General features: G+C 64.3%; 24 protein-coding genes. 11 read left to right on the plus strand and 13 right to left on the minus strand.

What is annotated here, in order from left to right; all coding sequences use genetic code 11:
• Positions 1-1,101, plus strand: a complete 1,101-nt coding sequence (gene xdhC, locus AC07WS_RS12945; RefSeq protein WP_494729470.1) for a xanthine dehydrogenase accessory protein XdhC — start codon at positions 1-3, stop codon at positions 1,099-1,101.
• A gap of 241 nt (positions 1,102-1,342) precedes the next feature.
• The gene (guaD, locus tag AC07WS_RS12950; RefSeq protein ID WP_494729471.1) at positions 1,343-2,668 is read left to right on the plus strand and encodes a guanine deaminase; all 1,326 of its coding nucleotides are present in this window, start codon (positions 1,343-1,345) and stop codon (positions 2,666-2,668) included.
• On the opposite strand, the gene AC07WS_RS12955 is transcribed toward guaD, so the two are convergent.
• Complete coding sequence (locus AC07WS_RS12955) at positions 2,665-3,615, minus strand: NAD-dependent epimerase/dehydratase family protein (protein WP_494729472.1); 951 nt, start codon at positions 3,613-3,615, stop codon at positions 2,665-2,667. The genes guaD and AC07WS_RS12955 overlap by 4 nt on opposite strands.
• Positions 3,616-3,710: 95 nt before the next feature.
• On the opposite strand from AC07WS_RS12955, the gene AC07WS_RS12960 reads away from it, so the two are divergent.
• Complete coding sequence (locus AC07WS_RS12960) at positions 3,711-4,631, plus strand: LysR family transcriptional regulator (RefSeq protein WP_494729473.1); 921 nt, start codon at positions 3,711-3,713, stop codon at positions 4,629-4,631.
• On the opposite strand, the gene AC07WS_RS12965 is transcribed toward AC07WS_RS12960, so the two are convergent.
• Genes AC07WS_RS12965 through gcl form a run of 6 tightly spaced genes read right to left on the minus strand, consistent with a single transcriptional unit; the run spans position 4,597 to position 11,651 of the window.
• Positions 4,597-5,451, minus strand: a complete 855-nt coding sequence (locus AC07WS_RS12965) for an urea transporter (RefSeq protein ID WP_494729474.1) — start codon at positions 5,449-5,451, stop codon at positions 4,597-4,599. The genes AC07WS_RS12960 and AC07WS_RS12965 overlap by 35 nt on opposite strands.
• Complete coding sequence (gene pyk, locus AC07WS_RS12970; protein WP_494729475.1) at positions 5,448-6,887, minus strand: pyruvate kinase; 1,440 nt, start codon at positions 6,885-6,887, stop codon at positions 5,448-5,450. Before pyk ends, AC07WS_RS12965 begins: the two co-directional genes overlap by 4 nt.
• A 15-nt stretch (positions 6,888-6,902) precedes the next feature.
• A complete protein-coding gene (locus AC07WS_RS12975; protein WP_494729476.1) occupies positions 6,903-8,171 on the minus strand; it encodes a glycerate kinase type-2 family protein in 1,269 nt (422 codons plus the stop codon).
• On the minus strand, positions 8,171-9,061 hold the full coding sequence (locus AC07WS_RS12980) for a 2-hydroxy-3-oxopropionate reductase (protein WP_494729520.1): 891 nt from the start codon (positions 9,059-9,061) through the stop codon (positions 8,171-8,173). Before AC07WS_RS12980 ends, AC07WS_RS12975 begins: the two co-directional genes overlap by 1 nt.
• 22 nt (positions 9,062-9,083) lie before the next feature.
• Positions 9,084-9,863 carry a hydroxypyruvate isomerase gene (gene hyi, locus AC07WS_RS12985; RefSeq protein WP_494729477.1) on the minus strand — a complete coding sequence of 260 codons (780 nt, stop codon included), beginning with the start codon at positions 9,861-9,863 and terminating at the stop codon, positions 9,084-9,086.
• Positions 9,864-9,875: 12 nt separating this feature from the next.
• Positions 9,876-11,651: a glyoxylate carboligase gene (gcl, locus tag AC07WS_RS12990; RefSeq protein WP_494729478.1), complete on the minus strand. Its 1,776-nt coding sequence runs from the start codon at positions 11,649-11,651 to the stop codon at positions 9,876-9,878.
• A 131-nt stretch (positions 11,652-11,782) separates the two neighbouring features.
• On the opposite strand from gcl, the gene AC07WS_RS12995 reads away from it, so the two are divergent.
• Together AC07WS_RS12995 and AC07WS_RS13000 are read left to right on the plus strand one after the other, a co-directional pair.
• A complete protein-coding gene (locus AC07WS_RS12995; RefSeq protein ID WP_494729479.1) occupies positions 11,783-12,691 on the plus strand; it encodes a LysR family transcriptional regulator in 909 nt (302 codons plus the stop codon).
• 55 nt (positions 12,692-12,746) lie between these two features.
• Positions 12,747-13,493, plus strand: coding sequence for a DUF481 domain-containing protein (locus AC07WS_RS13000; protein ID WP_494729480.1), 747 nt, complete (start codon positions 12,747-12,749; stop codon positions 13,491-13,493).
• A 5-nt stretch (positions 13,494-13,498) separates the two neighbouring features.
• On the opposite strand, the gene AC07WS_RS13005 is transcribed toward AC07WS_RS13000, so the two are convergent.
• From AC07WS_RS13005 to AC07WS_RS13015, 3 genes are read right to left on the minus strand one after another with little or no spacing between them, the layout of a single operon-like run.
• Positions 13,499-14,245: a LytR/AlgR family response regulator transcription factor gene (locus AC07WS_RS13005; RefSeq protein WP_494729481.1), complete on the minus strand. Its 747-nt coding sequence runs from the start codon at positions 14,243-14,245 to the stop codon at positions 13,499-13,501.
• On the minus strand, positions 14,242-15,276 hold the full coding sequence (locus AC07WS_RS13010; protein ID WP_494729482.1) for a sensor histidine kinase: 1,035 nt from the start codon (positions 15,274-15,276) through the stop codon (positions 14,242-14,244). The genes AC07WS_RS13005 and AC07WS_RS13010 overlap by 4 nt, the downstream gene beginning before the upstream one ends.
• On the minus strand, positions 15,273-15,842 hold the full coding sequence (locus AC07WS_RS13015; protein WP_494729483.1) for a transcriptional regulator: 570 nt from the start codon (positions 15,840-15,842) through the stop codon (positions 15,273-15,275). The genes AC07WS_RS13010 and AC07WS_RS13015 overlap by 4 nt, the downstream gene beginning before the upstream one ends.
• Positions 15,843-16,111: 269 nt before the next feature.
• On the opposite strand from AC07WS_RS13015, the gene purT reads away from it, so the two are divergent.
• Together purT and AC07WS_RS13025 are read left to right on the plus strand one after the other, a co-directional pair.
• A complete protein-coding gene (gene purT, locus AC07WS_RS13020; protein WP_494729484.1) occupies positions 16,112-17,323 on the plus strand; it encodes a formate-dependent phosphoribosylglycinamide formyltransferase in 1,212 nt (403 codons plus the stop codon).
• Positions 17,324-17,360: 37 nt separating this feature from the next.
• Positions 17,361-18,149: a substrate-binding periplasmic protein gene (locus AC07WS_RS13025; protein WP_494729485.1), complete on the plus strand. Its 789-nt coding sequence runs from the start codon at positions 17,361-17,363 to the stop codon at positions 18,147-18,149.
• Here the strand turns inward: AC07WS_RS13025 and AC07WS_RS13030 are convergent.
• Positions 18,142-18,531: a RidA family protein gene (locus tag AC07WS_RS13030; protein WP_494729486.1), complete on the minus strand. Its 390-nt coding sequence runs from the start codon at positions 18,529-18,531 to the stop codon at positions 18,142-18,144. The genes AC07WS_RS13025 and AC07WS_RS13030 overlap by 8 nt on opposite strands.
• Before the next feature lie 76 nt (positions 18,532-18,607).
• Here AC07WS_RS13030 and AC07WS_RS13035 point away from each other — a divergent pair, with 76 nt between their 5' ends.
• Complete coding sequence (locus tag AC07WS_RS13035) at positions 18,608-19,354, plus strand: ArsR/SmtB family transcription factor (protein WP_494729487.1); 747 nt, start codon at positions 18,608-18,610, stop codon at positions 19,352-19,354.
• A 143-nt stretch (positions 19,355-19,497) separates the two neighbouring features.
• Here the strand turns inward: AC07WS_RS13035 and AC07WS_RS13040 are convergent, their stop codons facing one another.
• Positions 19,498-21,585, minus strand: a complete 2,088-nt coding sequence (locus AC07WS_RS13040; protein WP_494729488.1) for a 3-hydroxyacyl-CoA dehydrogenase NAD-binding domain-containing protein — start codon at positions 21,583-21,585, stop codon at positions 19,498-19,500.
• A gap of 181 nt (positions 21,586-21,766) precedes the next feature.
• Here AC07WS_RS13040 and AC07WS_RS13045 point away from each other — a divergent pair, with 181 nt between their 5' ends.
• The 3 genes from AC07WS_RS13045 to AC07WS_RS13055 all read left to right on the plus strand — a co-directional run bounded on the left by AC07WS_RS13045 (position 21,767) and on the right by AC07WS_RS13055 (position 24,440).
• Positions 21,767-22,459: a DUF4197 domain-containing protein gene (locus AC07WS_RS13045; RefSeq protein ID WP_494729489.1), complete on the plus strand. Its 693-nt coding sequence runs from the start codon at positions 21,767-21,769 to the stop codon at positions 22,457-22,459.
• A 104-nt stretch (positions 22,460-22,563) separates the two neighbouring features.
• Positions 22,564-23,013 carry a MarR family winged helix-turn-helix transcriptional regulator gene (locus AC07WS_RS13050; protein ID WP_494729490.1) on the plus strand — a complete coding sequence of 150 codons (450 nt, stop codon included), beginning with the start codon at positions 22,564-22,566 and terminating at the stop codon, positions 23,011-23,013.
• A complete protein-coding gene (locus AC07WS_RS13055; protein WP_494729491.1) occupies positions 23,010-24,440 on the plus strand; it encodes an MDR family MFS transporter in 1,431 nt (476 codons plus the stop codon). The genes AC07WS_RS13050 and AC07WS_RS13055 overlap by 4 nt, the downstream gene beginning before the upstream one ends.
• A 7-nt stretch (positions 24,441-24,447) precedes the next feature.
• Here AC07WS_RS13055 and AC07WS_RS13060 read toward each other — a convergent pair whose 3' ends face one another.
• On the minus strand, positions 24,448-26,094 hold the full coding sequence (locus AC07WS_RS13060) for a 3-(methylthio)propionyl-CoA ligase (protein ID WP_494729492.1): 1,647 nt from the start codon (positions 26,092-26,094) through the stop codon (positions 24,448-24,450).
• Positions 26,095-26,186 lie beyond the last annotated feature (92 nt).

A 26,186-nucleotide genomic window follows, 5' to 3' on the forward strand; every position in this document is an offset into this window, starting at 1 on the left:
ATGCCGACGCCCTTTAACCTCAGCGCGCTGACGGCAGCGGCCAGCAAGGCCGTGCCGCGCGTACTGGTCACCGTCGCGCAGGTCGCAGGCTCCGCACCACGCGAGCCGGGCGCCAAGATGCTGATCACCCAGTATCACGCCTTCGATACCATCGGCGGCGGCCACTTGGAGATGGTCGCCACCGACATAGCCCGCGAGATGCTGTCCATGCCGGCGGGCGAGCTGCGCGCCGAGCGGCGCCTGGAGCGCTTCCCGCTCGGCCCCAGCCTGGGGCAGTGCTGCGGCGGCGTGGTACATCTGGCGTTCGAACGCATCATGCCGGAAGCCGGCGAGCATTTCGGCTCCCTGGCCCGCCGTTGGCGCGAAGGCCAGGACAGCTGGCGCCTGGTGCCATTGGATAGCGTGGGACCGGCAAGCATCTACGACACGACGGGCGCACTCCTGAGCGGCCCCGGACCTGCAGCCCTGGCCCGACCTGGCCCAGGCATCGACTGCAAGGTGCGTATCGACGACCATGGCAAGCGCTGGCTGATCGACTCCTGCCTGCCGTATCGTCCGCGCCTGTACCTGTTCGGCGCCGGCCACGTGGGCGCGGCCATCGTGCGCGCATTGGCGGAGCTGCCTTGCCAGGTGGTGTGGATCGATGAACGCGACGACATGTTCCCCTCCGTCCTGCCGGCCAACGTCCGCATCGAAGCGACCGACACGCCGGAAGCGGTGGTGGAGGAAGCGCCGCCGGGCGCCTCCTTCCTGGTGCTGACGCACAGCCACGCGCTTGATCAGCAGCTGTCCGAACACATACTGCGTCGCACAGACTTCACCTGGTTTGGCTTGATCGGCTCCAGGACCAAGCGCGTCTCCTTCGAACGCCGGCTGCAGGAACGCGGCATACCGGCCGCGCGCATGGCCGAGATGACCTGCCCTATCGGCCTGCCCGGCATCCGCGACAAGGCGCCGGCGGTGATCGCCATCTCGGTGGCGGCGCAGCTGATGCAGGTATGGGAAGCCGCCGCGCTCCCCGCGCCGTTGGAAAACGGTGCTAAAATGAGCGCATCCGCACCTGCCGTCTTATCGGAACAGCAAACCGTATGTACCAATTGATGTCCTTCCAACTGCCTGCAAGCCGGGCGCTCTCACTCTCCGGCAGCGCCGGGGCGGGAGCGCGCTATCGCCATCTAGAGCGCGCACCTCATTAATCTAGCCACCGCGCTAGCAGCACCCCAAAGCACATAGACCGGTGTGGCGCCACGCGCCCGCCTTCATCGCCGACGACCATGTCAGTCGCGCCGCATCGCCGCGCGCGTCAACTGGCGTCCGCATTACGGAACGAGGAATCGATATCATGGCAAGCATCATCACACCAAGCGGCACTTACCAGGCTTACCGCGCAAGCCTTCTGCACTTCAGCGACGACCCGGCCTTCGCCGACAACGCCTGCTGGTGGCACGAGGACGGCCTGTTGATCGTCAACGACGGCAAGGTCCATCTGGCGGGCGATTTCAGCCAGTTGATCGGCTTCCTGCCGCCAGGGACGCCGCTGCACGACTACCGCGGCAAGATCATCATGCCGGGCTTTATCGACACACACGTGCACTACCCGCAGACCGACATGATCGCGTCGCCGGCGCCCGGCCTGCTGCCCTGGCTGGAGAAGTACACCTTCCCCACCGAGCGCAAATTCGCAGACCCCGAACACGCGGCCAACGTCGCCAGCTTCTTCCTTGATGAACTGACCCGCTGCGGCACCACCACCGCCATGGTCTACTGCACCGTGCATCCGCAATCGGTGGACGCCTTCTTCACCGAAAGCGAAAAGCGCAACCTGCGCATGGTGGCCGGCAAAGTGCTGATGGACCGTAACTGCCCGGACTTCCTGCAAGACACCGCCGAAAGCGGCACCCGTGAGAGCGAAGCGCTGATCAAGAAGTGGCACAAGCGCGGCCGCCAACTGTACGCGATCACCCCGCGCTTCGCGCCGACATCCACCGAGGCCCAGCTGGAACTGGCCGGTGCGCTGGCCAAAGCCTACCCGGACACCTTCCTGCAAACCCACGTCGCGGAGAACACCGACGAAGTAGCGTGGGTCAAATCGCTGTTTCCGAACGCGCGCAGCTACATGGACGTCTACGATCATTTCGGCATGATGCGTCCGCGATCGATGTACGCGCACTGCATCTGGCTGGACGACACCGACCGCGCGCGCATGAGCGAGACACAATCGGCCATCTCCATCTGCCCTACCTCCAATCTGTTCCTGGGCAGTGGGCTGTTCGACTTCGAACGCGCGGATGCCAGGAGAGTGCCGCTCTCGCTGGCGACGGACGTTGGCGGCGGCACCTCGTTCTCGATGCTGCAAACGATGAACGAAGCCTACAAGGTGGCGCGCATGGGCGGCACCTACCTGCAGGCGATGCGCATGTTCTACCTGGCCACGCTGGGCGGCGCTCGCGCCATGCAGCTGGAAGGCACCATCGGCAATTTCGTACCGGGCACGGAAGCGGACTTCATCGTACTGGACCCGAAGGCCACGCCATTGCTGGCCCGCCGCACGGAGCGCACGGAATCAGTCGAAGAGCTGTTGTTCGCCATCGCCATGCTGGGCGACGACCGCACAATCTCCGCCACCTACGCCGCCGGTAATGTGGTGCAACACCGCACGGCCGCCTAGAGATTCCCTAATCCCTCCAAGGTGCGATGCACGGCGACGTCCAACTGAGTGCGCGGTTCCGCGCCAAGCATCTGCACCAGGCGCTTGTTCGACATCTGAACCGGCTGCTGCCAAAGGTAGCGCATCTCGCGCAGTTCACGGAACACCGTCACGAACGGTGATGCCAACGCCAGCAGCCACCATGGAAAAGCACTAGCCTTCAGGTCCGGCTTACGCGCCGCGCGGGCGATTGCCGCGACCATTTGAGTGCCGTCCGCATCCCAGTGGCCTTCCATCTGGAACCGGGCGAAGGTCGCCAGTTGATCCTCCTTCTCCACCAGCCGCACCATCGTCTCGGCGACGTCCGGCAGGTAGGCCCATTGATGGCCGACGCCCGCGCTACCCGGATAGCTGATGGCCGTCAGCGGCTTGCCCGGCTTGACCAGGCCTTGTGCGAACCAGCTGTTGCCAGCCTTGGGGCCGAAAAAGTCGCCGGCCCGCACGATCAGCGTCCGTACGCCATCGGCCGCCGCAGCCTGCAAACGCGCCTCCAGCTCGACGCGGATCGCGCCTTTACGGGTAACCGGCTGCTGCGGCGATTCCTCGTCGATGACCGGAAACGCATCGGGGCCATAGTTGTAGACGGTCCCCGGCAGCAGGATGCGGGCGCCGCTGGCGCGGGCCGCTGCGATGCTGTTGTCGATCATCGGCAGCACCAGCGCGCCCCAGTTGCGGTAGCCGGGCGGGTTGACGGCATGGACGATCAGTTGAACACCGCGTGCGGCGTTGACCACCTCGTCGCGATTCATCGCGTCGCCCGCCAGCCATTGGATCCCGTCAGTGGGTTTTGCGGCGCGTTCCGGAGCGCGGTGCAGCGCCTTGACGTTCCATCCACGAGCCACCAGAAGCCGCGCCACTTCGCCGCCGATTCCGCCAGTTGCGCCCAGTACCAATGCTGTTTGTTTCATGTTTATCTCCGTTTGGTGAGTTGATGGAGCCAGTGTCGCGCAAACATAGTCAAAAGAAAATTAGCCAAAACAGCATAGTAGCTATACAATTTCGTATGACCATGAACGAACCAAATTGGGACTTGTACCGATCCTTCCTGTCCGTGCTGACAGAAGGCTCGTTGTCGGGCGCTGCCCGCGCACTGGGCCTGACGCAGCCGACGGTGGGCCGCCATATCGACGCGCTGGAGCAATCGCTCTCGCTATCGCTGTTCACGCGGTCACAAGCGGGGTTCATCCCGACCGATGCGGCATATGAGCTGCAGCCGTACGCGGAGACCTTGGCGGCCACCTCCTCCGCGCTGCTGCGTGCTGCGTCCGGCCTGGGTCATGGAGAGATCAAGGGAACGGTCAGGATAACGGCCAGTGAAGTCATCAGCGTGGAGGTGCTGCCGCCGATACTGGCGCGGTTGACGCGCGCGCATCCCGGCATCGCCATCGAGCTCGCGACCTCGAACCGCATCGAGAATCTGCTGCGGCGCGACGCCGACATCGCCGTACGCATGGCGCGGCCAGAGCAGGACGTGCTGGTTGCGCGCCGCATCGGCAATATCGATCTGGGCTTCCACGCCCGGCGCGACTACCTGAAACGACGGGGAACGCCGCATACCTGGGATGATATGGCCAGCCACGCCCTCATCGGCATCGACCGCGAGACGGCCTTCACGCGCAAGCTGCAGCATCTGTTGGGCGGTCTTCAGAATGCAGCGTTCGCACTGCGCAGCGACAGTGACCTGGTCCACCTGGCCTCGATCCGCGCCGGACTGGGGATAGGCATCTGCCAGGTCGGACTGGCAAAGCGCGACGCGCGGTTGGTGCGCGTGCTGCCCGATCTGCTCACCATACCGCTGGACACCTGGCTGGCGATGCATGAAAACCTGCGCAGCAACCCCGCCTGCGCCACCACCTTCGCCGCCCTCGCCGAAGGATTGACCGATTACGTCAACAGCGACGGATCAACCAAGTCGCCAGAATGAACGGCAGCGTGAAGTAGTGGATGCCGGCGGCGCCCAAGCCAATAGATAGCGCGATGCTGAACATGGCGCCGACAAGGCGCGAAGACCAGCGGCATTCGCGGGCGCCGAGAGCCAGCATCGCAAGTGTACTGTTGATGCCTGCTCCAGTTGCATGAGATTCGATACCGACGCCAGGCCACAGCTGACTCGCCAATGTAAGCGCCAGCCAGGAAAGCAGCGCGCCTGATAGTCCCCACATCGCCTGGTGCCAATGACGTCGTGCCAGCGCGGCCCATAGCAGCATGCCGAGTGGCGCGGCGCCGATGAATACTGCCTGCCCCATCGAACAAAAGAGATAGCTGGTGACGGCCGTGCAGCAACCGCCGGGCGACGGAAGCAGCCCCCGTAAGCCGATGCTTTCCGCGGCGGCACCGGCCAGCCACATCGCCATCACAAACGGCAGCGTCAGTGCTGGAATGCGGACGCGATCAGCAGCGTAAGTCAACACCGCCGTCAATGCTCCGGCGACGGCGACCATGAATAGCAGCGGGCCGTCCAACTGGTAGACAGCGCACAGCCCTACGCCCGCCAATGCACCATTAAAACCATATAAACCATTATGCCGGCGCTCTTCCTGAAGCTTGAGCGCCCATGCCGCAAACGACGCGCAGCTGACGCCCAGCACACACCCCAGCGCCAGCGGTGGCCCGCTCAAGAACAGGCAAAGAAGCAGCACGGCGCCAAAGACCGGCGAATCCTGGAAGTATATCTGTCCGACCGCCGTCAACTGGCGTTGCAGCACCACCGGCACCGCAACGCGAGACGCCGGCGAGAGAATCACGCCGCCGCCGGCTCGTCGGTCGGCCAGATTTGCGCGATGCGCAGCAAATTGGTGCTGCCCGGCTGTCCGAACGGCACGCCCGCCGTGATCGCGATCTGGTCACCGGGCCGGCCGAAGCCTTCCCTCAGCGCGGCCTGGCAAGCCGCAGCCACCATGCGGTCCACATTGCGCACGTCCGCGCTTACGGTCGAATGGACGCCCCACGCCAGCGCCAAACGGCGCGCTGTCGACAGGTTCGGCGTGATGCTCAGGATAGGCGCCATCGGCCGTTCGCGCGCCGCGCGCAGGCTGGTGTGGCCGGAGCTGGTGTACGTGACCGTGGCTACCGCACCCACGATCTGCGTCACATCGCGCAACGCCGAGCAGATCGCATCGCCGCTGTTGGGCATCGGCGCCTGGTTCTGTGCGTCGATCATCTGGCGGTACAACGGATCTTTCTCCACCTCGCAGATGATGCGATCCATGATGGACACCGCCTCGGTCGGATAAGCACCGCTTGCCGATTCCGCCGACAGCATCACCGCATCGGCGCCGTCATAGATCGCGCTGGCCACGTCAGATGCTTCCGCCCGCGTCGGCACCGGCGCCGATATCATCGACTCCAGCATCTGCGTAGCGATGACGATTGGCTTCCCCTGCAAACGGCAAGCGCGCAGGATGCGCTTCTGCACGCCCGGAACCCGCTCCGGCGGCACCTCCACGCCCAAATCGCCGCGCGCCACCATGATCGCATCCGATACCGCGACGATGGCGTCCAGCGCATCCAGCGCCGCTGGTTTCTCAAGCTTGGCCAATAGCGCCGCTCGGGTGCCGACAATGGCGCGAGCCTGAACCAAGTCCTCCGGCCGTTGTACAAACGACAGCGCAATCCAGTCAGCCCCCATCTCCAGCGCGAAGTCCAGGTCGCGCAGATCCTTTTCCGTCAGCGCCGGGATAGGCAGCACCACGTCCGGCACGTTGACGCCTTTGCGATCCGAAAGCACGCCGCCGTTGACGACACGGGTGCGTATCACGCGGCCCTCATTGGCCACCACCGCAAGCCGCAGCTTGCCGTCATCCAGCAACAAGGACTGGCCGGCGTCGATCACGTCGAACAACTCGGGATGCGGCAGGCATACGCGCTGCGTATTGCCGGGCGACGTATCGCGATCCAGCGCGAACTCCTGCCCCGCCACCAGCGTCACTTTGCCTTCTGCGAACTGGCCCACGCGCAGTTTGGGGCCCTGCAGATCGGCCAGAATGGCGATGGGCCGGCCCACACTACGTTCGATCTCACGCACGATGTTGCAGCGCGCCTGATGATCCTGATGCGTGCCGTGGCTGAAGTTAAAGCGGAACACATCGGCGCCCGCTTCGAACAATGCCTGGATGGCTTCCTTGGTGCTGCTGGCCGGGCCGAGCGTGGCCACGATTTTGGCCTGACGTTGACGTCGCATTGGGTGTTCCTTTTTTTACAGAATTAAGACGGCACGGAAGTCGTTGACGTTGGTGCGGGTCGGGCCGCTGACCACCAGATCGTTCAACGCGCTGAAATAGCCGTAGCCGTCGTTGTTTTCCAAGAGCGTCTTGGCCCGCAGCTTTTGCGTCAGGCCGCGCTCCAGCGAGTCCGGCCCGTAGAGCGCGCCGGCGTTGTCCTCCGAGCCGTCGATGCCGTCGGTGTCGCAGGCCACGGCGTGGATGCCGGGATGGCCGTCCAGCGCCACCGCAAGGCTGAGCAGGAATTCCGCGTTCCGCCCGCCGCGCCCTGAGCCACGCACCGTCACCGTTGTCTCACCGCCGGAGATGATGACGCACGGCCGCTGGAACGGCTGGCCGCGCATGGCCACCTGCCTGGCCATCGCCGCGTGGACGATGGCGACATCACGCGACTCGCCCTCGATGCCGTCGGACAGGATGTAAGGCGTAATGCCCACCGCATGCGCATGCGCGGCCGCCGCTTCCAGCGCATCCTGCGCAATGGCGATGACGTGATGGGTGTTGCGTGCGAAGCGTGGATCGCCCGGCTTCGGCGTCTCGCCAGCGCCGGATTCAAGATGCCCGCGAATACTGTCCGGGACCGCGATGTCGTACTTGCGCAGCACCGCCAGCGCATCGGCGCAGGTGGTTGGATCGGGCAGCGTCGGGCCGCTGGCAATGATGCCCGGATCGTCGCCGGGTACGTCCGAAATCAGCAGCGTGACCACACGCGCCGGCGCACAGGCCAGCGCCAACCGGCCGCCCTTGATGGCCGACAGGTGCTTGCGCACGCAGTTCATCTCAGAGATGGCGGCGCCGCTCTTAAGCAAAGCCTTGTTCAGCGCCTGCTTCTGCTCAAGAGTGATGCCGGGTGCCGGCAACGCCAGCAGCGACGAGCCGCCGCCGGAGATCAGGCAAAGCACCAGATCGTTCTCGCTCAGCCCCTGCACCATCTCCATCATGCGGCCGGCGGCGGCGCGGCCCGCCTCGTCCGGCACAGGATGGGCGGCCTCGATCACTTCGATGCGCTCGCAGTCCACGCCATGCTCGTAGCGCGTGACGACCAGCCCCGAAATATCACCCTTCCAGTGACGCTCTACGACACGCGCCATCGCGGCGGCGCCCTTGCCCGCGCCGATCACCAGCGTGCGGCCATTCTTCGGCGGTTCCGGCAAGTAGGCCGGAAGGCACTTCTCCGCGCTGACAGCGTCCACCGCGCTGCCGTAAAGATCGAGCAGGAATTGGCGTGGATTCAAGGTGCCCATTACGCCTCGGCGATCTGGTGGTTGGACATCAGTTCGATCGCGCGGCACAGTGCCGAGTGGTCCATGCCGCCCAGGCCATTGGCCGCGCAGGCATTCATCAGCTCCTGCGCCATCGCGGTATTCGGCAGCGACACGCCCATCGCCTTGGCGCCTTGCAGCGCAAGGTTCAGATCCTTCTGGTGCAGTTCGATGCGGAAGCCCGGATTGAAGGTACGCTTGACCATGCGTTCGCCGTGCACTTCCAGGATGCGCGAGTTGGCGAAGCCGCCCATCAGCGCAGAGCGCACCTTGGCTGGATCGGCGCCGGCCTTGGACGCGAACAGCAGCGCCTCGGCCACGGCCTGGATGTTCAGGGCGACGATGATCTGGTTGGCGACCTTGGTGGTCTGGCCGTCGCCGTTGCCGCCGACCAGCGTGATGTTCTTGCCCATCAGTTCAAACAGCGGCTTGACGATGTCGAACGCCGCTTCCGAGCCGCCGACCATGATCGTCAGCGAGCCGGCCTTGGCACCGACTTCGCCGCCGGAGACCGGCGCGTCGAGGTATTCGCAACCGAGCGCATTGATCTTCTTGGCAAACTTCTTGGTTTCGATGGGCGAGATCGAGCTCATATCGACCACGATGGTGTTCGGACGCAGGCCCTTGGCCACGCCCTCCTCGCCGAACAGCGCCGCCTCGACGTGCGGCGTATCCGGCACCATGACGATGATGATGTCGGCGCGCGCAGCCACTTCGGCGGCCGAGGTGCAGACCGTGGCGCCGGCTTCGATCAGCGGGAACGGCGGGTTCTTGATGTCGTGCAGGTACAGTTTGTGGCCGCCGTTCAGCAGATGCTGCGCCATCGGTGCGCCCATGATACCCAGACCAATAAATCCAACTCGAGACATGATATTTTCCTTGTAAAGATGTGAATTAAACGCCGTGCGCTGCGCGCCAGCCCAGGCCTGCTTCCGTGGTGGTGCGCGGCTTGTATTCGCAACCAATCCAGCCGTCGTAGCCGGCGGCGTCCAGCTGCTCGAACAGGTAGCGGTAGTTGATTTCGCCGGTTCCCGGCTCGTTGCGGCCGGGGTTATCCGCCAGCTGCACGTGTCCAATCAGCGCCAGGTGCTTCTTGATGGTGTTGGTCAGCTCACCTTCCATGCGCTGCATGTGATAGATGTCGTACTGGATGAACAGGTTGTCCGACCCGGTGGCAGCGATCAGGGACGCCGCCTGCGCCGTATTGGTCAGGAAGAAGCCGGGAATATCGTAGCTGTTGATCGGTTCAATCAGCAGGCGTATCCCCTCATCCTTCAGCGCTGCGGCGGCAAAGCGCAGGTTGTCCACCAGCGTGACCTGTGCGTCCTGCCGCGTCACGCCTTGGGGCAGGATGCCTACCAGGCAGTTCACCTGTTTGACGCCCAGTTCCTTGGCGTAGGCGATAGCGGTCCACACGCCATCACGGAATTCCGCCACGCGATCCGGATGGCAGGCGATGCCGCGTTCACCGGCTTCCCAGTGGCCCGCCGGCAGGTTGTGGAGCACCAGTTCCAGCTTGTTGGCCTTCAGGCGCTCGGACAGGTCGCGGGCGCTGTACGCATACGGGAACAGGAATTCCACTGCCTGGAAGCCGGCGCGGGCCGCCGCTTCGAAGCGGTCGATAAATGGCACCTCGGTGAACAGCATGGTGAGGTTGGCAGCAAGTTTGGTCATGTTGTTTTCCTCTCAATCCAGCAGGGAGATCGCGGTCGGCGCGTCGGATCCGCGCAGCGCCAGCTCTTCGAACTCGTTGATCTTGTCGATGTCGGTGCCCATCGCGATATTGGTCACGCGCTCCAGGATCACTTCCACCACCACCGGCACTTTGAACTCTTCCATCCACTTGTTGGCCTGCTCGAAGGCGGCCGGCAGCTCGTCCGCATTGGTGACGCGAATGGCTTTGCAGCCCAGGCCTTCCACCACCGCGATGTGGTCGACGCCGTAGCCGTTCAGTTCCGGCGCGTTGATGTTCTCGAACGACAGCTGCACGCAGAAGTCCATGTCGAAGCCGCGCTGCGACTGGCGGATCAGGCCGAGGTAGGAGTTGTTCACCACCACATGCAGGTAAGGCAGCTTGAATTGCGCGCCCACGGCCAGCTCCTCGATCATGAACTGGAAGTCATAATCGCCGGAGATCGCGACCACTTTGCGCTGCGGGTCGGCCGCGGCCACGCCCAGTGCGGCGGAGATGGTCCAGCCCAGCGGGCCGGCCTGGCCGCAGTTGATCCAGTGGCGGGCGTTATACACGTGCAGGAACTGCGCGGCGGCGATCTGCGAAAGGCCGATGGTGCTGACGTAGCAGGTATCGCGGCCGAGGGCCTTGTTCATCTCCTCGTACACGCGCTGCGGCTTGACCGGCACCTGTTCGAAGTGGGTCTTGCGCTGCATGGTGCGCTTGCGTTCATTACATTGCGCCACCCACGCCGACCGGTCTTTCAGCTTGCCGGCGGCCTTCCATTCGGTCGCCACTTCGATCATCAACTTGAGCGCGGCGCCGGCGTCGGAGACGATGCCGAAGTCCGGGCCGAACACACGGCCAATCTGGGTAGGTTCGATGTCGATGTGGACGAATTTACGGTCCTTGGTGTACACCTCGATGGTGCCGGTATGGCGGTTGGCCCAACGGTTGCCGATGCCGAACACGAAGTCCGACGCCAGCAAGGTCGCGTTGCCGTACCGGTGACTGGTTTGCAAACCGACCATGCCGACCATCAGTTTGTGGTCGTCCGGGATCGCGCCCCATGCCATCAGGGTCGGGATCACCGGCACGCCGGTCAACTCCGCGAACTGCACCAGCAGGTCGGATGCGTTGGCGTTGATGACGCCACCGCCGGCGGTAATCAGCGGATACTCCGCGTCGTTCAGCATCGTCAGCGCCTTTTCGATCTGGGCGCGGGTGGCCTTCGGCTTGTAGGCCTCCAGCGGCTGGTAGGTGTCGGGGTCAAATTCAATTTCGGCCATCTGCACGTCGAACGGCAGGTCCACCAGCACCGGACCCGGACGGCCGGAACGCATGATGTGGAAGGCCTGCTGGAAAACCATCGGCACCAGCGCCGGCTCGCGCACGGTCACGGCCCACTTGGTCACCGGCTTGGCGATGGACTCGATATCGACCGCCTGGAAATCCTCCTTGTACAAGCGGGCGCGCGGCGCCTGGCCGGTAATGCAGAGGATAGGTATGGAATCTGCCTGCGCCGAATACAGGCCGGTGATCATGTCGGTGCCGGCCGGGCCGGAGGTGCCGATGCACACGCCGATATTGCCCGCCTTGGCGCGGGTGTAGCCCTCGGCCATGTGCGATGCGCCTTCGACGTGACGCGCCAGGATGTGCTTTGCGCTGCCCTGCTTCTTCAACGCCGCATAAAACGGGTTGATCGCGGCGCCCGGAACTCCGAACACCTGAGTCACGCCCTCTTTTTCCAAAACGATTGCTGCTGCCTGCGCTGCTGTCATCCGTGCCATGCTTGTCCCCTGATGGTTAAGTACTGAACTTGATGGGATCATCGTAGCGGGAAAGGCCGGCCGTGATAAGAAGACAAACTCTCGCTTTATTCAATACTCAAAATACCGAATAAGTGTGGAATAATCGAGCCATGGACAAACTGACGCAAATCGAGGCCTTCGTCGACGTGGCCGAAAAGGGCAGCCTGGTACGCGCGGCGATGGGCCAGCACATCACGCCTGTGATGCTGGGCCGGCGCATCGACGCGCTGGAGAAACGCCTGGGTGTGAAGCTGATGCACCGCACCACGCGCCACCTGACGCTGACCGAGCAAGGCACGCTGTATCTGGACCATTGTCGCAAATTGCTCGCGGATCTCGGGCATGCCGACCGCATGGTGTCCGAGGGGCGGCACCGCGCCACCGGCCACCTGATCGTCTCGGCGCCGGCCGCCTTCGGCCGCAAGCACGTGGCGCCTCACGCGGCGGGCTTTGTGCGCGCCCATCCCGATGTGCAGATTTCCTTCAACCTGACCGACCGCGTGGTGGACTTGGTGCGGGATGGCTACGACGTCGGCATCCGTATCGGCGGCGTGATCGATCCGAGCTTCGTCGCCGTCAAGCTGGCGAGCAACCGGCGCGTGGTGTGCGGCACGCCGGAGTACTTCGACCGCCACGGCATTCCGCGCACGCTGGACGACCTGGCGCTGCACAACTGCCTGGCCTTCAATCTGCAGGGCGGGCAGCAGCGCGGCTGGTACTTCCAGGACCACGGCAAGCAGGTCACGGTGCGGGCGGACGGTAACCTGAACTGCAACGACGGCGAACTGCTGCACCGCTGGGCCACCGAGGGATTGGGGCTGGCGTGGCGTTCCTCATGGGAGATCCAGTCGCAGCTGGCGTCCGGCGAGTTGATCACGGTGCTGGACGATTACGCGCTGCCGCAGTACGACATCGTGGCGGTCTATCCGCAGCAGCGGCACTTGCCGGCCAAGGTGCGCTTCTTCATCGACATGCTGAAGGAGATATACGCCCGGCCGGACTACTGGCTTACCAGCTGATTTACCCGCGATCCGGTTGAATGCGTTGTTTTTTGGGCTAAGGTACAATATCGGCATGAAAGCGATCCTATTTATCCCCGCCCTCACCCTCTCCCTGGTCCACGGCCATGCCGCCGCGGACTCCGTCCTTGGCCATGGCTGGAACAACTCCGCGGAGTTGGGCGCCATCTCCACCTCCGGTAACACCGTCGGTACTTCGGTCACCGGCAAGCTGGATGCCAAGCAGGAGCTGCCCGACTGGAGCAACGAGTATGTTCTGGCCGGATACTTCAAGGACGAACAGGTCTCCAAGGCCGACGGCGAAAAAGTGCGCGAGCGTTCCGCGCAGCGCTATTCGTTCTCCGCCAAAGCAGCCTACAAGCTGCTGCAGGATCACGACAAAATGTTCGCACTGGCCACGCACGTCAACGACAAATTCGGCGCCTACACGCGCTACTCCACGGTGGGCGTGGGCTACGGCACCGAGACCTACAAAACACCGGATCACAGCATGGACGTGGAAATTGGCCCAGGCTATTTCAACGGCACGCGTTCGACCGGTGAAATGGAAAGCGGCATGACCGTGCGCGGCGCCGCCAACCTGAAATGGAAGCTGAGCGACACCGCCCAATTCAGCCAGAACCTGAGCGTGGAACGCGGCACTTCGAACATGCACTCGCTAGCCGAGACGGCGCTGCGCACCAAAATCAACAGCACCATGCAGATGAAGGCCGCGTTCAGCGTCCGCAACGACACCAACGTGCCGGAAGATAAAAAGAACACCGACACCCAAACGTCGGTGACGCTGGTCTACTCGTTCTGAAAGTGCTACATGCCCTTGAACCGGTGCTGGAAGCGCTGGCTCACGGGCAGCTTGTCCTGATGGCCGCGCAGGCTTAGCCACAAGGCGCCGTCGGCGTCGCGGCTCACCGCTGCGATCCGCTTCACCGCCACCACATACCCTCGGTGGATCTGCCAGAATCCCGCGTCCTCCAATTCGGCCGCCAACTCCTTCAACGGCGTGCGGATATGGGCCTCGGCCTGCTGCGGCGTCACCACCCGCGTGTATTTGAACTCCGAACAGAAGTAAATCACCTCGCTCAAGTCGATGAAGTGGATCGAGTTGCCGACGGTCGCCTGCAGCCATGACGGCGCTGCAGGTTTTGGCGACAGCTGCTGCATCAGCCGTGCCAGGTCGGGCGGCGGCGTGCCAAGGCGGGCGCGTACCCGTTCTATGGCGCGCACCAGGCGCACGGGATCGGTGGGTTTGAGCACGTAATCGATCGCGCCTTCGTCGAACGCAGCCAGCGCATGCTCCTGGTAGGCCGTGACGAACACCACATGCGTACGGGAGCCGAAAGTACGCGCCACTTCCAGACCGCTCAGGCCGGGCATGCGGATATCGAGGAAAGCGACGTCCGGTTCCATTGCGCGCGCAAGGCGCAGGGCCTCGTAGCCGTCTGCCGCTTCGGCCACCAGTTCAGCCTCCGGCCACAACGCCGCCAGCGACTGGCGCAGTTCCGCGCGCAGCAGAGGCTCGTCGTCCGCGATCAGTATGCGTGGGCGGTGCGTCATGCCGCCTCCAACGGCAGTGTGATGACCGCCTCGGTCCAGCCGTCGGCCGCCACTTGCAGGCGGAATCCCGCCGCGTTGCCATGCAAGGCGGCCAGACGCTCGCGCAAGTTGCGCAAACCGACACCGCTGCCCAGCACCGCCTTGCCTGGGCCTGCGCCGTTATCGCGCACGGTGACCACCAGCGCATCGTCACGACGGCGCACCTGCATGCGCACCGTGACATTGCCGGGGTGCGGTTCAACGCCGTGCTGCACCGCGTTCTCCACCAGCGGCATCAGCATCAACGGTGGCAGCTCCACCACACCCAGCTCGGGCGGACAGTCGATGTCGTATTGCAGGCGATCGCCAAACCGTATTGCCATCAGCGCCAGGTAGTGCCCCGCCAGTTCGCATTCCCGCCCAAGGCTGGACATCGGGCTGCGCAGATCCGGCAGCGCCGTGTGCAGATAGCCGATCAGATGGTCGAGCATCGCCACCGCGCGCTCGGGATCGTGGCGCGCCAGGTAGCGCGTATTAGCCAGCGTGTTGTACAGGAAGTGCGGTTCAATCTGGGCCTGCAGGGCCTTGAGGTCGGCGGACAGCGCGGCCTGCGTCAACCGCGACATCTGCAGCGCGCGCGATTGCTGCTGCGCGATCCAGAGCCGGGGCGTCAGCAACAGCAGCGCCAATGCCGCCACCGCAAACTGCACCAGCAGATCGTTATGCGTCACCACGCCGGCCATGCCCAGCCCCGCGTGATACAGCAACCCGGCCAACCAGCTGGACACGCCGATGGACAACAGCAACGCCGGCCACAGGAAGCGCCAATCCCGCAGCCATGCGGCGCGCTCCAGCAGCGCCAGCATGGCCGCGCCGCTGGCGCCGGCCGGCAGCAGCATGGCGCCGAACAAGGCGAGCAAGGTGTAGGCCCGCAGCGCGACGCAGACGGCCACGAAGCCGGCCACCAGCGCCGCACTGAGCGCCTTTTGCGGCACGGTGCTCGCTGCGACTTCGGTCAACGCCGCGTAACCGCCGCCGACTGCGGTGCTCATAACGTCGGCGACTCCGGCAGCTTGTTGCGCTGGAAGGAGTCGACCGGCACGTCCTTGCCCACCACCTCAAACGAAAGCTCATCCATCCAGACCTGGCCGGTACCGGTGTTGATCACCCCGAAATTAATGGACGTCGCTTCCTCCGGCACATCCAGCGTCACGCTGCGGGTCTGCCAATCCGAGGTGCCGGTGATCGGCTTGTCCTGGCTGTTGTAGAAGCCCAGGTTGCCCGGCGACGGCCCATCGACCCGCATCCACAGGCCCGCCCAGAGGTTCACGTCACGCGACTTGACACGCGCCTGGAATCGCACGCGCTGGCCCAAATAACGCTTTGCCGATATGCTCTGCGTCAGCGTCGTAAAGCTCTTGCCCTCGCCCTGGACGTAGCGCAGGAACTTGGAGCCCTTGCCGCTCGAGGTTTCCACGCTGTCTATTCCGGCCTGGTAGGAGGACGGCGTCCCCCCCATTACAAACCAGGGTGCGGACAACTTGCCGGTCGATTCGGCGGCCACCACCCACAGCGAAGTGGCGGCTAGTGCGGCGGCGATTACGTGCATTGGTTTCATTTTTTTCCTTAGTCATGTCCATGACGGAATGTCATGGGCACACTTTGCCTGACATTGCGGCGGCGCGGGCGGCCATGCGACCGGCGCAGCCCTTGCCGGATAAGCGCAGCCAGTCCGCGATAAGCGCCCGCGATTAACCCGATGCCAAGATTGGGTTTATTATAATGCCCCAGCCGCTGTCCAAAATAGCCGCATTTTGCTATAGTCGGCCCGCGCAGCGCTGCGGCGGTGCACCATCAACCGTTATCCCTTCATTCCCGGACTTCTACATGAACACTCCACGCATTTTCGGCACCCCACTGTCCCCTACCGCCACCAAAGTCATGCTGCTCGGCTCCGGTGAACTCGGCAAGGAAGTCATCATCGCGTTGCAGCGCCTGGGCGTGGAAGTGATTGCCGTGGACCGTTATCCGAATGCGCCGGGCCACCAGGTCGCACACCGCGCCCACGTCATCAACATGGCCGACGGCGCCGCGCTGGCCGCCCTGATCGAACAAGAGAAGCCCGACCTGATCGTGCCGGAAATCGAAGCCATCACCACCGACACGCTGGCCGCGCTGGAAAAAGCCGGCAAGATCACCTGCATTCCGACCGCGCGCGCGGCCCAGTTGACCATGAACCGCGAAGGCATCCGCTGCCTGGCCGCCGAGACTCTGGGCCTGGCGACGTCGCCATACCGCTTCGCCAGCAGCCTGGCCGAACTTGAAGCGGCCACCGCGGCCATTGGCTTCCCTTGCGTGATCAAGCCTGTCATGTCCTCGTCGGGCAAGGGCCAGTCCAAGATCGACAGCGCCGCCGAAGTCAAGGCCGCCTGGGACTACGCAGCCGCCGGCAGCCGCGTGGATGCGGGCCGCGTGATCGTCGAAGGCTTCATCGACTTCGACTACGAAATCACCCTGCTGACGGTGCGCTCCATCGGCGCCGACGGCCAGGTCGAGACCCAGTTCTGCGATCCGATCGGCCACGTGCAGGTGCAAGGCGACTATGTCGAATCCTGGCAGCCCTGCCGCATGAATCCATTGGCGCTGGCCCGCGCCCGCGATATCGCCGGAAAAGTCACCGGCGACCTCGGTGGACTGGGCTTGTTCGGCGTGGAGCTGTTCGTCAAGGACGACATGGTCTGGTTCTCGGAAGTGAGTCCGCGCCCGCACGACACCGGCATGGTGACCATGGCGACCCAGGTTCAAAGCGAATTCGAACTGCACGCCAAGGCCATCCTCGGCTTGCCGGTCAACGTCGCGTTGAAATCGCCGGGCGCATCGGCCGTCATCTACGGCCAGCATGAAGCGGCGGGCATCGCCTTCGAAGGCGTGGCCGAAGCGCTGCGCGTGCCGGGCACCGACATCCGCCTGTTCGGCAAACCGGAATCGTTCGCGCGCCGCCGCATGGGTGTGGCGCTGGCCACCGCCGACGACGTCGAAACCGCCCGCGTCCGCGCCAAGGAAGCGGCGGCCAAGGTCAAACCGGTATTGGGTAAGTAAAATCCTGCGCTGCCTGCTCTTCGCGGCAGCGGCGCTAGTGGCGTCGCTGCCGGCGCTAGTGGCGTCGCTGCCGGCGCTCGCCCATACGGAAGCGGATGGCGACGAGCACACGCTGGTACTGGCCTTCAACAAGATGCTTCCCTGGACCACCGAGGAAGACGGCGTGTATGGCGGCGCCTATACCGAGATCGCGCGGGACCTGGCCCGGCGCGCGGGATTGACTTTGCAGATCAAACCGTGTCCGCTCAAGCGCTGCCAGTTCATGCTGGAGCAAGGCACGGCCGATATCATGATCGGCCTGCGCGAAACGCCGCGCCGCAGCACCTACCTGTACTTCCTGCAGACGCCATACCGCGAGCACAGTGCGGATCGCGTGTTCTACGTGCGCAAGGGAAGCAACGTCACCATCAACGAGTATGCGGACATCGCGCCGCTACGCATCGGTGTCAAATGGGGCGCCGAATACGTGCGGCGTTTCGATCGCGACTGGTCGGTGCAGAGAGACCCGGCCAAGGACATGGATGCCAATTTCCGCAAGCTCGCGCTGGGGCGCATCGATGCGGTGCTGATACCCGAGGACCAGGGCGACGCGCTGGTGGCCGAACTGCACCTGGAAGACCAGCTTGAAAAGGCGCCCTTCCGCATGACATCCGACAGTCAGCCGCAATCGATAGCGGTGTCGCGTGCGTCGGTCTCGCCCGAGCGCCTGGCGCTGCTGGAAAGCGCCATGCACGATATGCAGAAGAGCGGCGCCCTGGCGGCGATCTACAAGCGCTATTACTACGACGCCTATCACCTCGCGCCTGGTTCAGTCCCGATCAGGTAGCGGGGCGCGCTGCGACAATCTCCACTTCCACCAGGAAGTCCGCCCGCGGCAAGGCCGCCACCACCATCAGCATTGACGCAGGGCGTAACTCACCCAAGACGCGGTTGCACACGGCGACGCAGCCCGCAAGATCGTCCGGGTTGACCAGGTAGTGCGTCATCTTGACGATATCGTCCAGCGCCATGCCTGCCTTATCCAATACCGACATGATATTCGCCCATGCCAGTTCCGTCTGGCCCGCGATATCGGCAGGTAGCGAGCCGTCCGCACGCATGCCCGGCGTGCCGGCGCTGTACAGCCATCGCGATCCGGCGGGTGCCTCGACCGCGTCCGCATACCGTCCGATGTGAGCCGCTATACCGCTATTGCGCTGCTGATTCATATTCCCTCCCCGTTGTGGACAATGGCTCGCATTGTGGGGCAAGATAGGTGCCGGACAATTCAGCGTGGGATGAACTATGGTTGATACACCTTACATTGCACAGATCGCGGCCCTGCTGGCCGATCCGGCACGCGCCACAATCGCCTGGACGCTGATCGACGGCACGCGACGGCCGGCGGGCGAACTGGCGTTCGCAGCCAACGTCTCGGCGCAATCGGCCAGCGCACACCTGGCCAAACTGGTCGGCGGCGGGCTGCTTGCCGCCGACTCCCAGGGCCGCCACCGCTACTTCCGCATCGCCAATCGGGACGCGGCGCATCTGATAGAAAGCTTGGCCTCATTCAGCATCTCTATCCAACCGAAAAAACCACCCGCGCCGGCGCTGGCCCGCACGATGCCTCCGCAATTCCTGTACGCGCGCACCTGCTACGACCACCTGGCCGGCGAGCTGGCCGTACAGCTGCTGCAAAAAATGATCGATGACGGCTGGATGACAAACTCCGGCCAGGACTACGAACTGACCGAAACAGGCAGGCAAGGGCTGGAGGCGCTGGGTGTGGCCGGCGGGCTCCCGCGCGGAAGCCGCCGCCCCTATACGCGATGCTGTGTCGACCTGACCCAGCGGCGCCCCCACCTTTCCGGCGCGCTGGGCGCGGCGCTGCTCGACATGTACGTTCGCGACGGCTGGCTGCTGCGCGCGCGCCAATCGCGGGTAGTGAGCCTCACGCCCAAGGGGCAGGCGGCGTTCGCCGGCCTGCTGGCAGCCGCACCTGCCGGCGGCGCAAAAAAGAAAGCCGCCAAAATTGGCGGCCGAAGCGCTTAAACGAGAAAGCGGTAATCTTGTGGAACTTGTATGTCGTGCTAAGCTGCAAGGCATTTTAATTCCATGGGGCAATTATATCGAAGTTTCCCGAAAAAAACTCACATCCCGTCAAATTCATTTGGGAGTGTGAGTTTTTCCCCACATCAACTATTGAAGCCCTTGCCTTCCTCCGCCAGCTTGACCAGCAGAGGGGCCGGTTTCCAGGCGCTGCCCTGGTGGCCCTTGGCGTATTTGTTGATCGCCGCCAGCACGTTCGGCAAGCCCACCGTGTCGGCGTAGAACATCGGGCCGCCGCGGAACAGCGGGAAGCCGTAGCCGGTCAGGTACACCATGTCGATGTCGGAGGCACGCAGCGCGATACCCTCTTCCAGGATATGCGCCGCCTCGTTGACCATCGAGTACACCAACCGTTCGACGATCTCCTGGTCGCTGATCTTGCGGCGCGCGACGCCGATGTCGGCCGAGTGCTGCACGATCATCGCGTTGACCTGCTCGTTCGGATAAGCTTTGCGGTCGCCGGCCTTGTAGTCGTACCAGCCGGCGCCGGTCTTCTGGCCGTATCGGCCCATCTCGCACAGCAGGTCGGCGGTCTTGGAGTAGCTGATCTCCGGCTTCTCCACGTAGCGGCGCTTGCGGATCGCCCAGCCGATGTCGTTGCCGGCCAGGTCGCCCATGCGGAACGGGCCCATGGCGAAGCCAAACTTCTCGACCGCCTTGTCGACCTGCTCCGGCAGCGCGCCCTCCTCCAGCAGGAAGCCGGCCTGCCGGCTGTATTGCTCTATCATGCGGTTGCCGATGAAGCCATCGCAAACGCCGGATACCACGCCGGTCTTCTTGAGCTTTTTCGACAGCGCCAGCGCGGTCGCCAGCACATCCTTGCCGGTCTGCGCGCCGCGCACGATCTCCAGCAGCTTCATCACGTTGGCGGGGCTGAAGAAGTGGGTGCCGATCACGTCCTGCGGGCGCTTGGTGAAGCCGGCGATCTGGTTCAGGTCCAGGGTCGAGGTGTTGGAGGCCAGGATGGCGCCCGGCTTCATCACTTCGTCCAGCTTGCGGAACACAGCTTCCTTCACGCCCATGTCCTCGAACACGGCTTCGACCACGATGTCGGCCTGGCCGATATCCTCATACGCCAGCGTGCCGCTGACCAGGGCCATACGCTGGTCGAACTTCTCCTGCGTCAGCTTGCCCTTCTTCATGGTGTTTTCGTAGTTCTTGCGGATCGTGGCCAAGCCCTTGTCCAGCGCTTCCTGCTTGGTCTCCAGCATGACGACCGGGATGCCTGCGTTGAGGAAGTTCATGGCGATGCCGCCGCCCATGGTGCCGGCGCCGATCACGGCGGCCTGCTTGATGGCGCGCACCGGCGTATCGGCCGGCACGTCCGGCACCTTGCTGGCGACGCGCTCGGCGAAGAAGGCGTGGCGCAGCGCTTTCGATTCGGTGGTCTGGATCAGGTGCAGGAAGCGTTCGCGCTCGAACTTCATGCCGTCCTCGAACTTCATCGTGACCGACGCGGCCACGGTCTCCACGCACTCCAGCGGCGCAGGGAACGGGCCGGACATGGCCTTGACCGTGTTGCGCGAGAACTGCAGGAAGGCCTCGTGGTTCGGGTAGTCGACTTTGCGGTCGCGCACTTTCGGCAGCGGGCGCGCATCGGCGATTCTTTCGGCGAAGGCCACGGCCGAGCCGACCAGGTCGGCGTCGGCGGCGAACACCGCGTCGAACAGCGCGGTATTGGCCAGCTTGTCGGACGCCACCGGCGTGCCGGAGACGATCATGTTCAGCGCCATTTCCAGGCCCAGCACGCGCGGCAGGCGCTGCGTGCCGCCGGCTCCCGGCAACAGGCCCAGCTTGACTTCCGGCAGCGCGATCTGCGCGCCCGGCATCGCCACGCGGTAGTGGCAGCCCAGCGACAGCTCCAGGCCGCCGCCCATGCAGACGGTGTGGATGGCGGCCACCACCGGCTTGGTCGAACTTTCGGCGGTGGCGATCAGCGTATGCAGGCTGGGCTCGGCCAGCGCCTTGGGCGAATTGAATTCCTTGATGTCGGCGCCGCCGGAGAAAGCCTTGCCGGCGCCGGTGATGACGATGGCCTTGACGGTGTCGTCCGCCAGCGCCTGCTGGATGCCCTTGACAGCCGCCGTGCGGGTGGCCAGGCCCAGGCCGTTGACCGGCGGATTGTTCAGCGTGATGACGGCAACCGTGCCGTGGACTTGATATTCTGCAGTCATGTCTCTTCCTTATGTTTTAGTGGGAACCTCAGCCCGCTCACTATACCGCATAAAAGAACGGTCGTATTATTTTTTTTATTCGCCTCACGGCATGGTACAGGATGGGCTGGCAGCATGTGCGGCGCTCGGGTAAAGTGGTGGCTGGCCGGCAGCCGCCGGCACGCAAACTTCGAGGTCAACCATGTCACTCTCCCGCCGTTCCTTCGCCCTGCTGCTTCCCCTGACCCTGGCCGCCGCCAGCGCCTATGCGCTGTCGCTGGCCGACCTGAGCAATCAGGACGCTACCGGCGGACTGAAGGCGGCGCTGGAAAAGGGCTCGACGCTGGCGGTCTCCAAGCTGGGCGCGGAGAACGGCTTCCTCAACAACGAGAAGGTCCGCATCCCGCTGCCGAAGATCCTGGAACAGGCGCGGCCACTGCTGAAGATGACCGGCAAGAGCCAGCAGCTCGACGACTTGGTGGTGCAGATGAACCATGCGGCCGAGGCCGCCGTACCGATGGCCAAGCCGCTGCTGCTGGACGCCGTCAAGTCCATGACCATCACCGACGCCAAGAACATCCTGACCGGCGGCGACACCTCGGTGACCGACTTCTTCCGCGACAAGACCTCGCCGAAACTGGCGGTGCAGTTCCTGCCGATCGTGAAGAAGGTCACCGACCGCTCCGACCTGGCCAACAAGTACAACACCGCGATGGCGATGGCGCCCAAGCTGGGCGTGCTGGCCAAGGAACAGTCCACGGTGGAAGGCTACGTCACGCAGCGCGCGCTGGACGGTCTGTACACGATGATAGGCGAAGAGGAAAAAGCCATCCGCGCCGATCCGCTCGGCGCCGGCAGCAAGCTGATCGGCAAGGTGTTCGGCGCCCTCAAGTAACAACGCCCTTTTCCCTCAGCCCGGTTCGCCGGGCTTTTTTTTCGTCTTGTAGTCCCGCGCCCCATCGTTTAATATAGATAGATAGACTACCTATATTAAACGCCATGATCAAAGAAGCCCCAGTCCCCAAGGACGCCATCGCGCTGGCGGACGATCTGCGCGCGGCGCTGCTGCACGTGTTCCGCCGCATCCGCCATGAAGGCGACCATGACCCGTCCGGCCTGTCCTTGCAACACAGGCTGCTTTTGTCGACCATCGACCAGACGCCCGGCATCGGCGTGGCCGAACTGGCGCGCCTGGAAAAGCTGCGCGGCCCGACCATGAGCGCCCACATCAAGACACTGGAAAACGCCGGCCTGGTGCGGCGCGACACGCCCAATCCCGAAGACCGCCGGCGCGTCGGTCTGCTGCTGACCAAGCAGGGCGAGGCGCTGATGGCAGACCTCCGCAGCCGCCGCCGCGACTGGCTGGCCCGCAGGCTGGCGCAACTGCAACCGGAAGGCGCGCAGGCATTGCGCACGGCCATCCAATACCTGAACGAGATCGGCGAATGAGCATGCATCCAGACACCGCGCCGATCACGGCCAAGGAAGTCAGCGCCATCTATCTGGGCCTGGTCATCATGATCGGCTTGTCCGCGCTGGACCAGAGCATCGTCGCCACCGCGCTGCCGCGCATCGTCAGCGACCTGGGCGGGATCGCCCACCTGTCGTGGGTGGTGACGGCCTACATGTTGGCCTCGACCGCCACCATGCCGCTGTACGGCAAGCTGAGCGACCAGTACGGCCGCAAGCCGCTGCTCTACACTGCCATCGTCACCTTCCTCGTCGGCTCTGCGCTGTGCGGGCTGGCGCAGAACATGACCGAGCTGATCGCCTTCCGCGCGATCCAGGGCATGGGCGCGGGAGGCTTCCTGCCGCTGGCGCAGATCGTCATCGGCGACCTGGTGCCGCCAGCCGAGCGCGGCAAACGGCAAGGCAGCATCGCCGCTGTGTACGCGGTCGCCAGCGTGCTGGGGCCGGTGCTGGGCGGCCTGCTGACCGACTGGCTGTCGTGGCACTGGATCTTCTACGTCAACTTGCCGATGGGCGCGCTGGCGCTGTATGTGATCTCCAAATCCCTGCACCACATCAGCCCGCACCGCGAACACAAGATCGACTACCTGGGCTCGGTGCTGCTGACCGGCTCGATAACGGCGGCGCTGCTGGTGCTGGCCCTGGGCGGCACGCAGTGGCCGTGGAATTCCGGGGAAGTGAAATATCTGAGCCTGCTGGCGGCTGCGCTGGCCGCGGTCCTGATGTGGCACGTGCGCCGGGTGCCGGAACCGGTGCTGCCGCCGGACCTGTTCCACAACCGGGTGTTCAACGTGGCCAGCGCGGTGTTGGCGCTGACCTTCGTCGGCATGGTGGGTTCAAGCGTGTTCTTCCCGCTGCTGTTCCAGATGGTGATGGGCGTCAGCCCGGCCCACTCGGGCTTGCTGACGATGCCGATGATGGTGGGCCTGGTGATCGCATCGTCCCAGAACGGCCGCGTGCTGGCCAGGTTCCATGGCCGCTACAAGCCAGCCCAGACCTTGGGCCTAGGCATGGCGACGCTATCGTTCGCCACGCTGGCCTGGGGCATCGCCAACTCGGCGGGCTACCTGGTGCTGGAGCCGGCCATCTTCGCGCTTGGCGTGGGCCTTGGCCTGGTGATGCCGAATATGACGATGGCCGTGCAAAACGCCCTGCCCCTCAACCGGCGCGGCGTCGGCACGGCGATGCTGACGTTCTTCCGTTCGCTGGGCGGCCTGGTCGGCGTGACCGGCTCCGGCGCGATCCTGGCGCAGCGCCTGCACGGACAAGCAGCCACGGCCGGCCTTTACCGCCACGCCATCGGCGACATCTTCACCACCGGCACCGTGCTGGTCGGCCTGGGCTTGCTGATGCTGATGTTCCTGCCCGAGCTGCCGATGGCCCAGCATGCCGCCGCCAAGAAATAGCGGCGCCTCAGGCGGTGGGCAGCCGGTAATCGCGGTACTGTTCGCGCAGCTTGTTCTTCTGGATCTTGCCGGTGCCGCCGACAGGTAGCGCATCGGCAAACACCACGTCGTCGGGCAGCCACCATTTGGCGACCTTGCCTTCGAAGTGGGCCAGCAAGTCTTCGCGCTTGAGCTCCTGCCCCGGCCGCAGCACCACCACCAGCAACGGCCGCTCGTCCCACTTCGGATGCGATACGCCGATGCAGGCGGCCTGCATCACCGCCGGGTGCGACATGGCGACGTTCTCCAGGTCGATGGTGCCTATCCATTCGCCGCCGGACTTGATGACGTCCTTGCTGCGGTCGGTGATCTGCATGAAGCCGTCCGCATCGATGGTGGCCACGTCACCAGTCGGGAACCAGCCGTCCTCCAGCACATCGCCGCCCTCGTTCTTGAAATATCGCGAGATGATCCATGGCCCCTTGACCATCAGATGTCCGTAGCTGACGCCGTCCCACGGCAGCTCCTTGCCGTCGTCGTCGATGATCTTCATGTCGACACCGAAGATGCCGTGGCCCTGCTTTTGCAGTATCTTGCGCTGCTCTTCCTGGCTCAGGTCCAGATGCTTGGTCAACAGCCCGCCGGCCGTGCCCAGCGGCGACATCTCCGTCATGCCCCACGCATGCACGACCTCCACGCCGAACTCATCGATGAGCGTGTTCATCATCGCCGGCGGGCAGGCCGAACCGCCGATCACCGTGCGGCGGAAGGTCGAGAACTTGAGCTTGTTCTGCAGCGCGTAATTGATCAGACCCAGCCACACCGTCGGCACGCCGGCCGAGAAGGTGACCTTTTCCTGCTCCATCAGCTCGTAGACCAACTTGCCGTCCAGCGCGCCGCCGGGAAACACCATCTTGGCGCCTGACAGCGGCACCGAATACGGCAGGCCCCAGGCATTGACGTGGAACATGGGCACCACCGGCATCACCGTGTCGCGCGAGGACACGTTGAGCACGTTGGGCAGCGCCGAGGCGTAGGCGTGCAGCACCGTCGAGCGGTGCGAATACAGCGCGCCCTTGGGATTGCCGGTGGTGCCGGAGGTGTAGCACAAGGTGCAGGCGGAATTCTCGTCGAACAGCGGCCACTCGAACTCGGCGGAATGAGAGTTGATCAAGTCCTCGTAGCACAGCAAGTTGGGGATCTTCGACTCGGCCGGCATGCGGTCGGCCGCGCCCAGCAGGATGAAGCCCTTGATGGTCTTGCACAGCGGCGCGAACGCCTCCACCAGCGGCAGGAAGCAGAAATCGAACATCAGGTACTGGTCTTCCGCGTGGTTGCAGATGTAGGCCAGCTGCTCGGGATGCAGGCGCGGGTTCATGGTGTGCAGCACGGCGCCCGAGCCGGAGACGGCATAGTAGGCTTCCAGATGGCGGTAGCCGTTCCATGCCAGCGTGGCGACACGCTCCCCCATGCCGACGCCGAGACCGCGCAAGGCGTTGGCCAGGCGTTTGACGCGCTGGTGGCAATCGCGGAAGGTGTAGCGGTGCAAGTCCCCTTCCACGCGGCGCGAAACGATCTCGCTGTTGGCGTAGTGACGCGCGGCGAAGTCCAGAATGCCGGAAACAAGCAAGGGCTGGTTCATCATCTGGCCCATCAGCGGACTTTGGGGATACATGTATGGAACTCCTGGAAAGTTGGTTTTATATGAACGAGTTTGGAGCGCCCACGCGACGACCGTCAATCCATTTCGATGCTGCACCGCAGCAG

This window comes from Duganella sp. GW821-FHT01E12 (genome assembly GCF_059422325.1).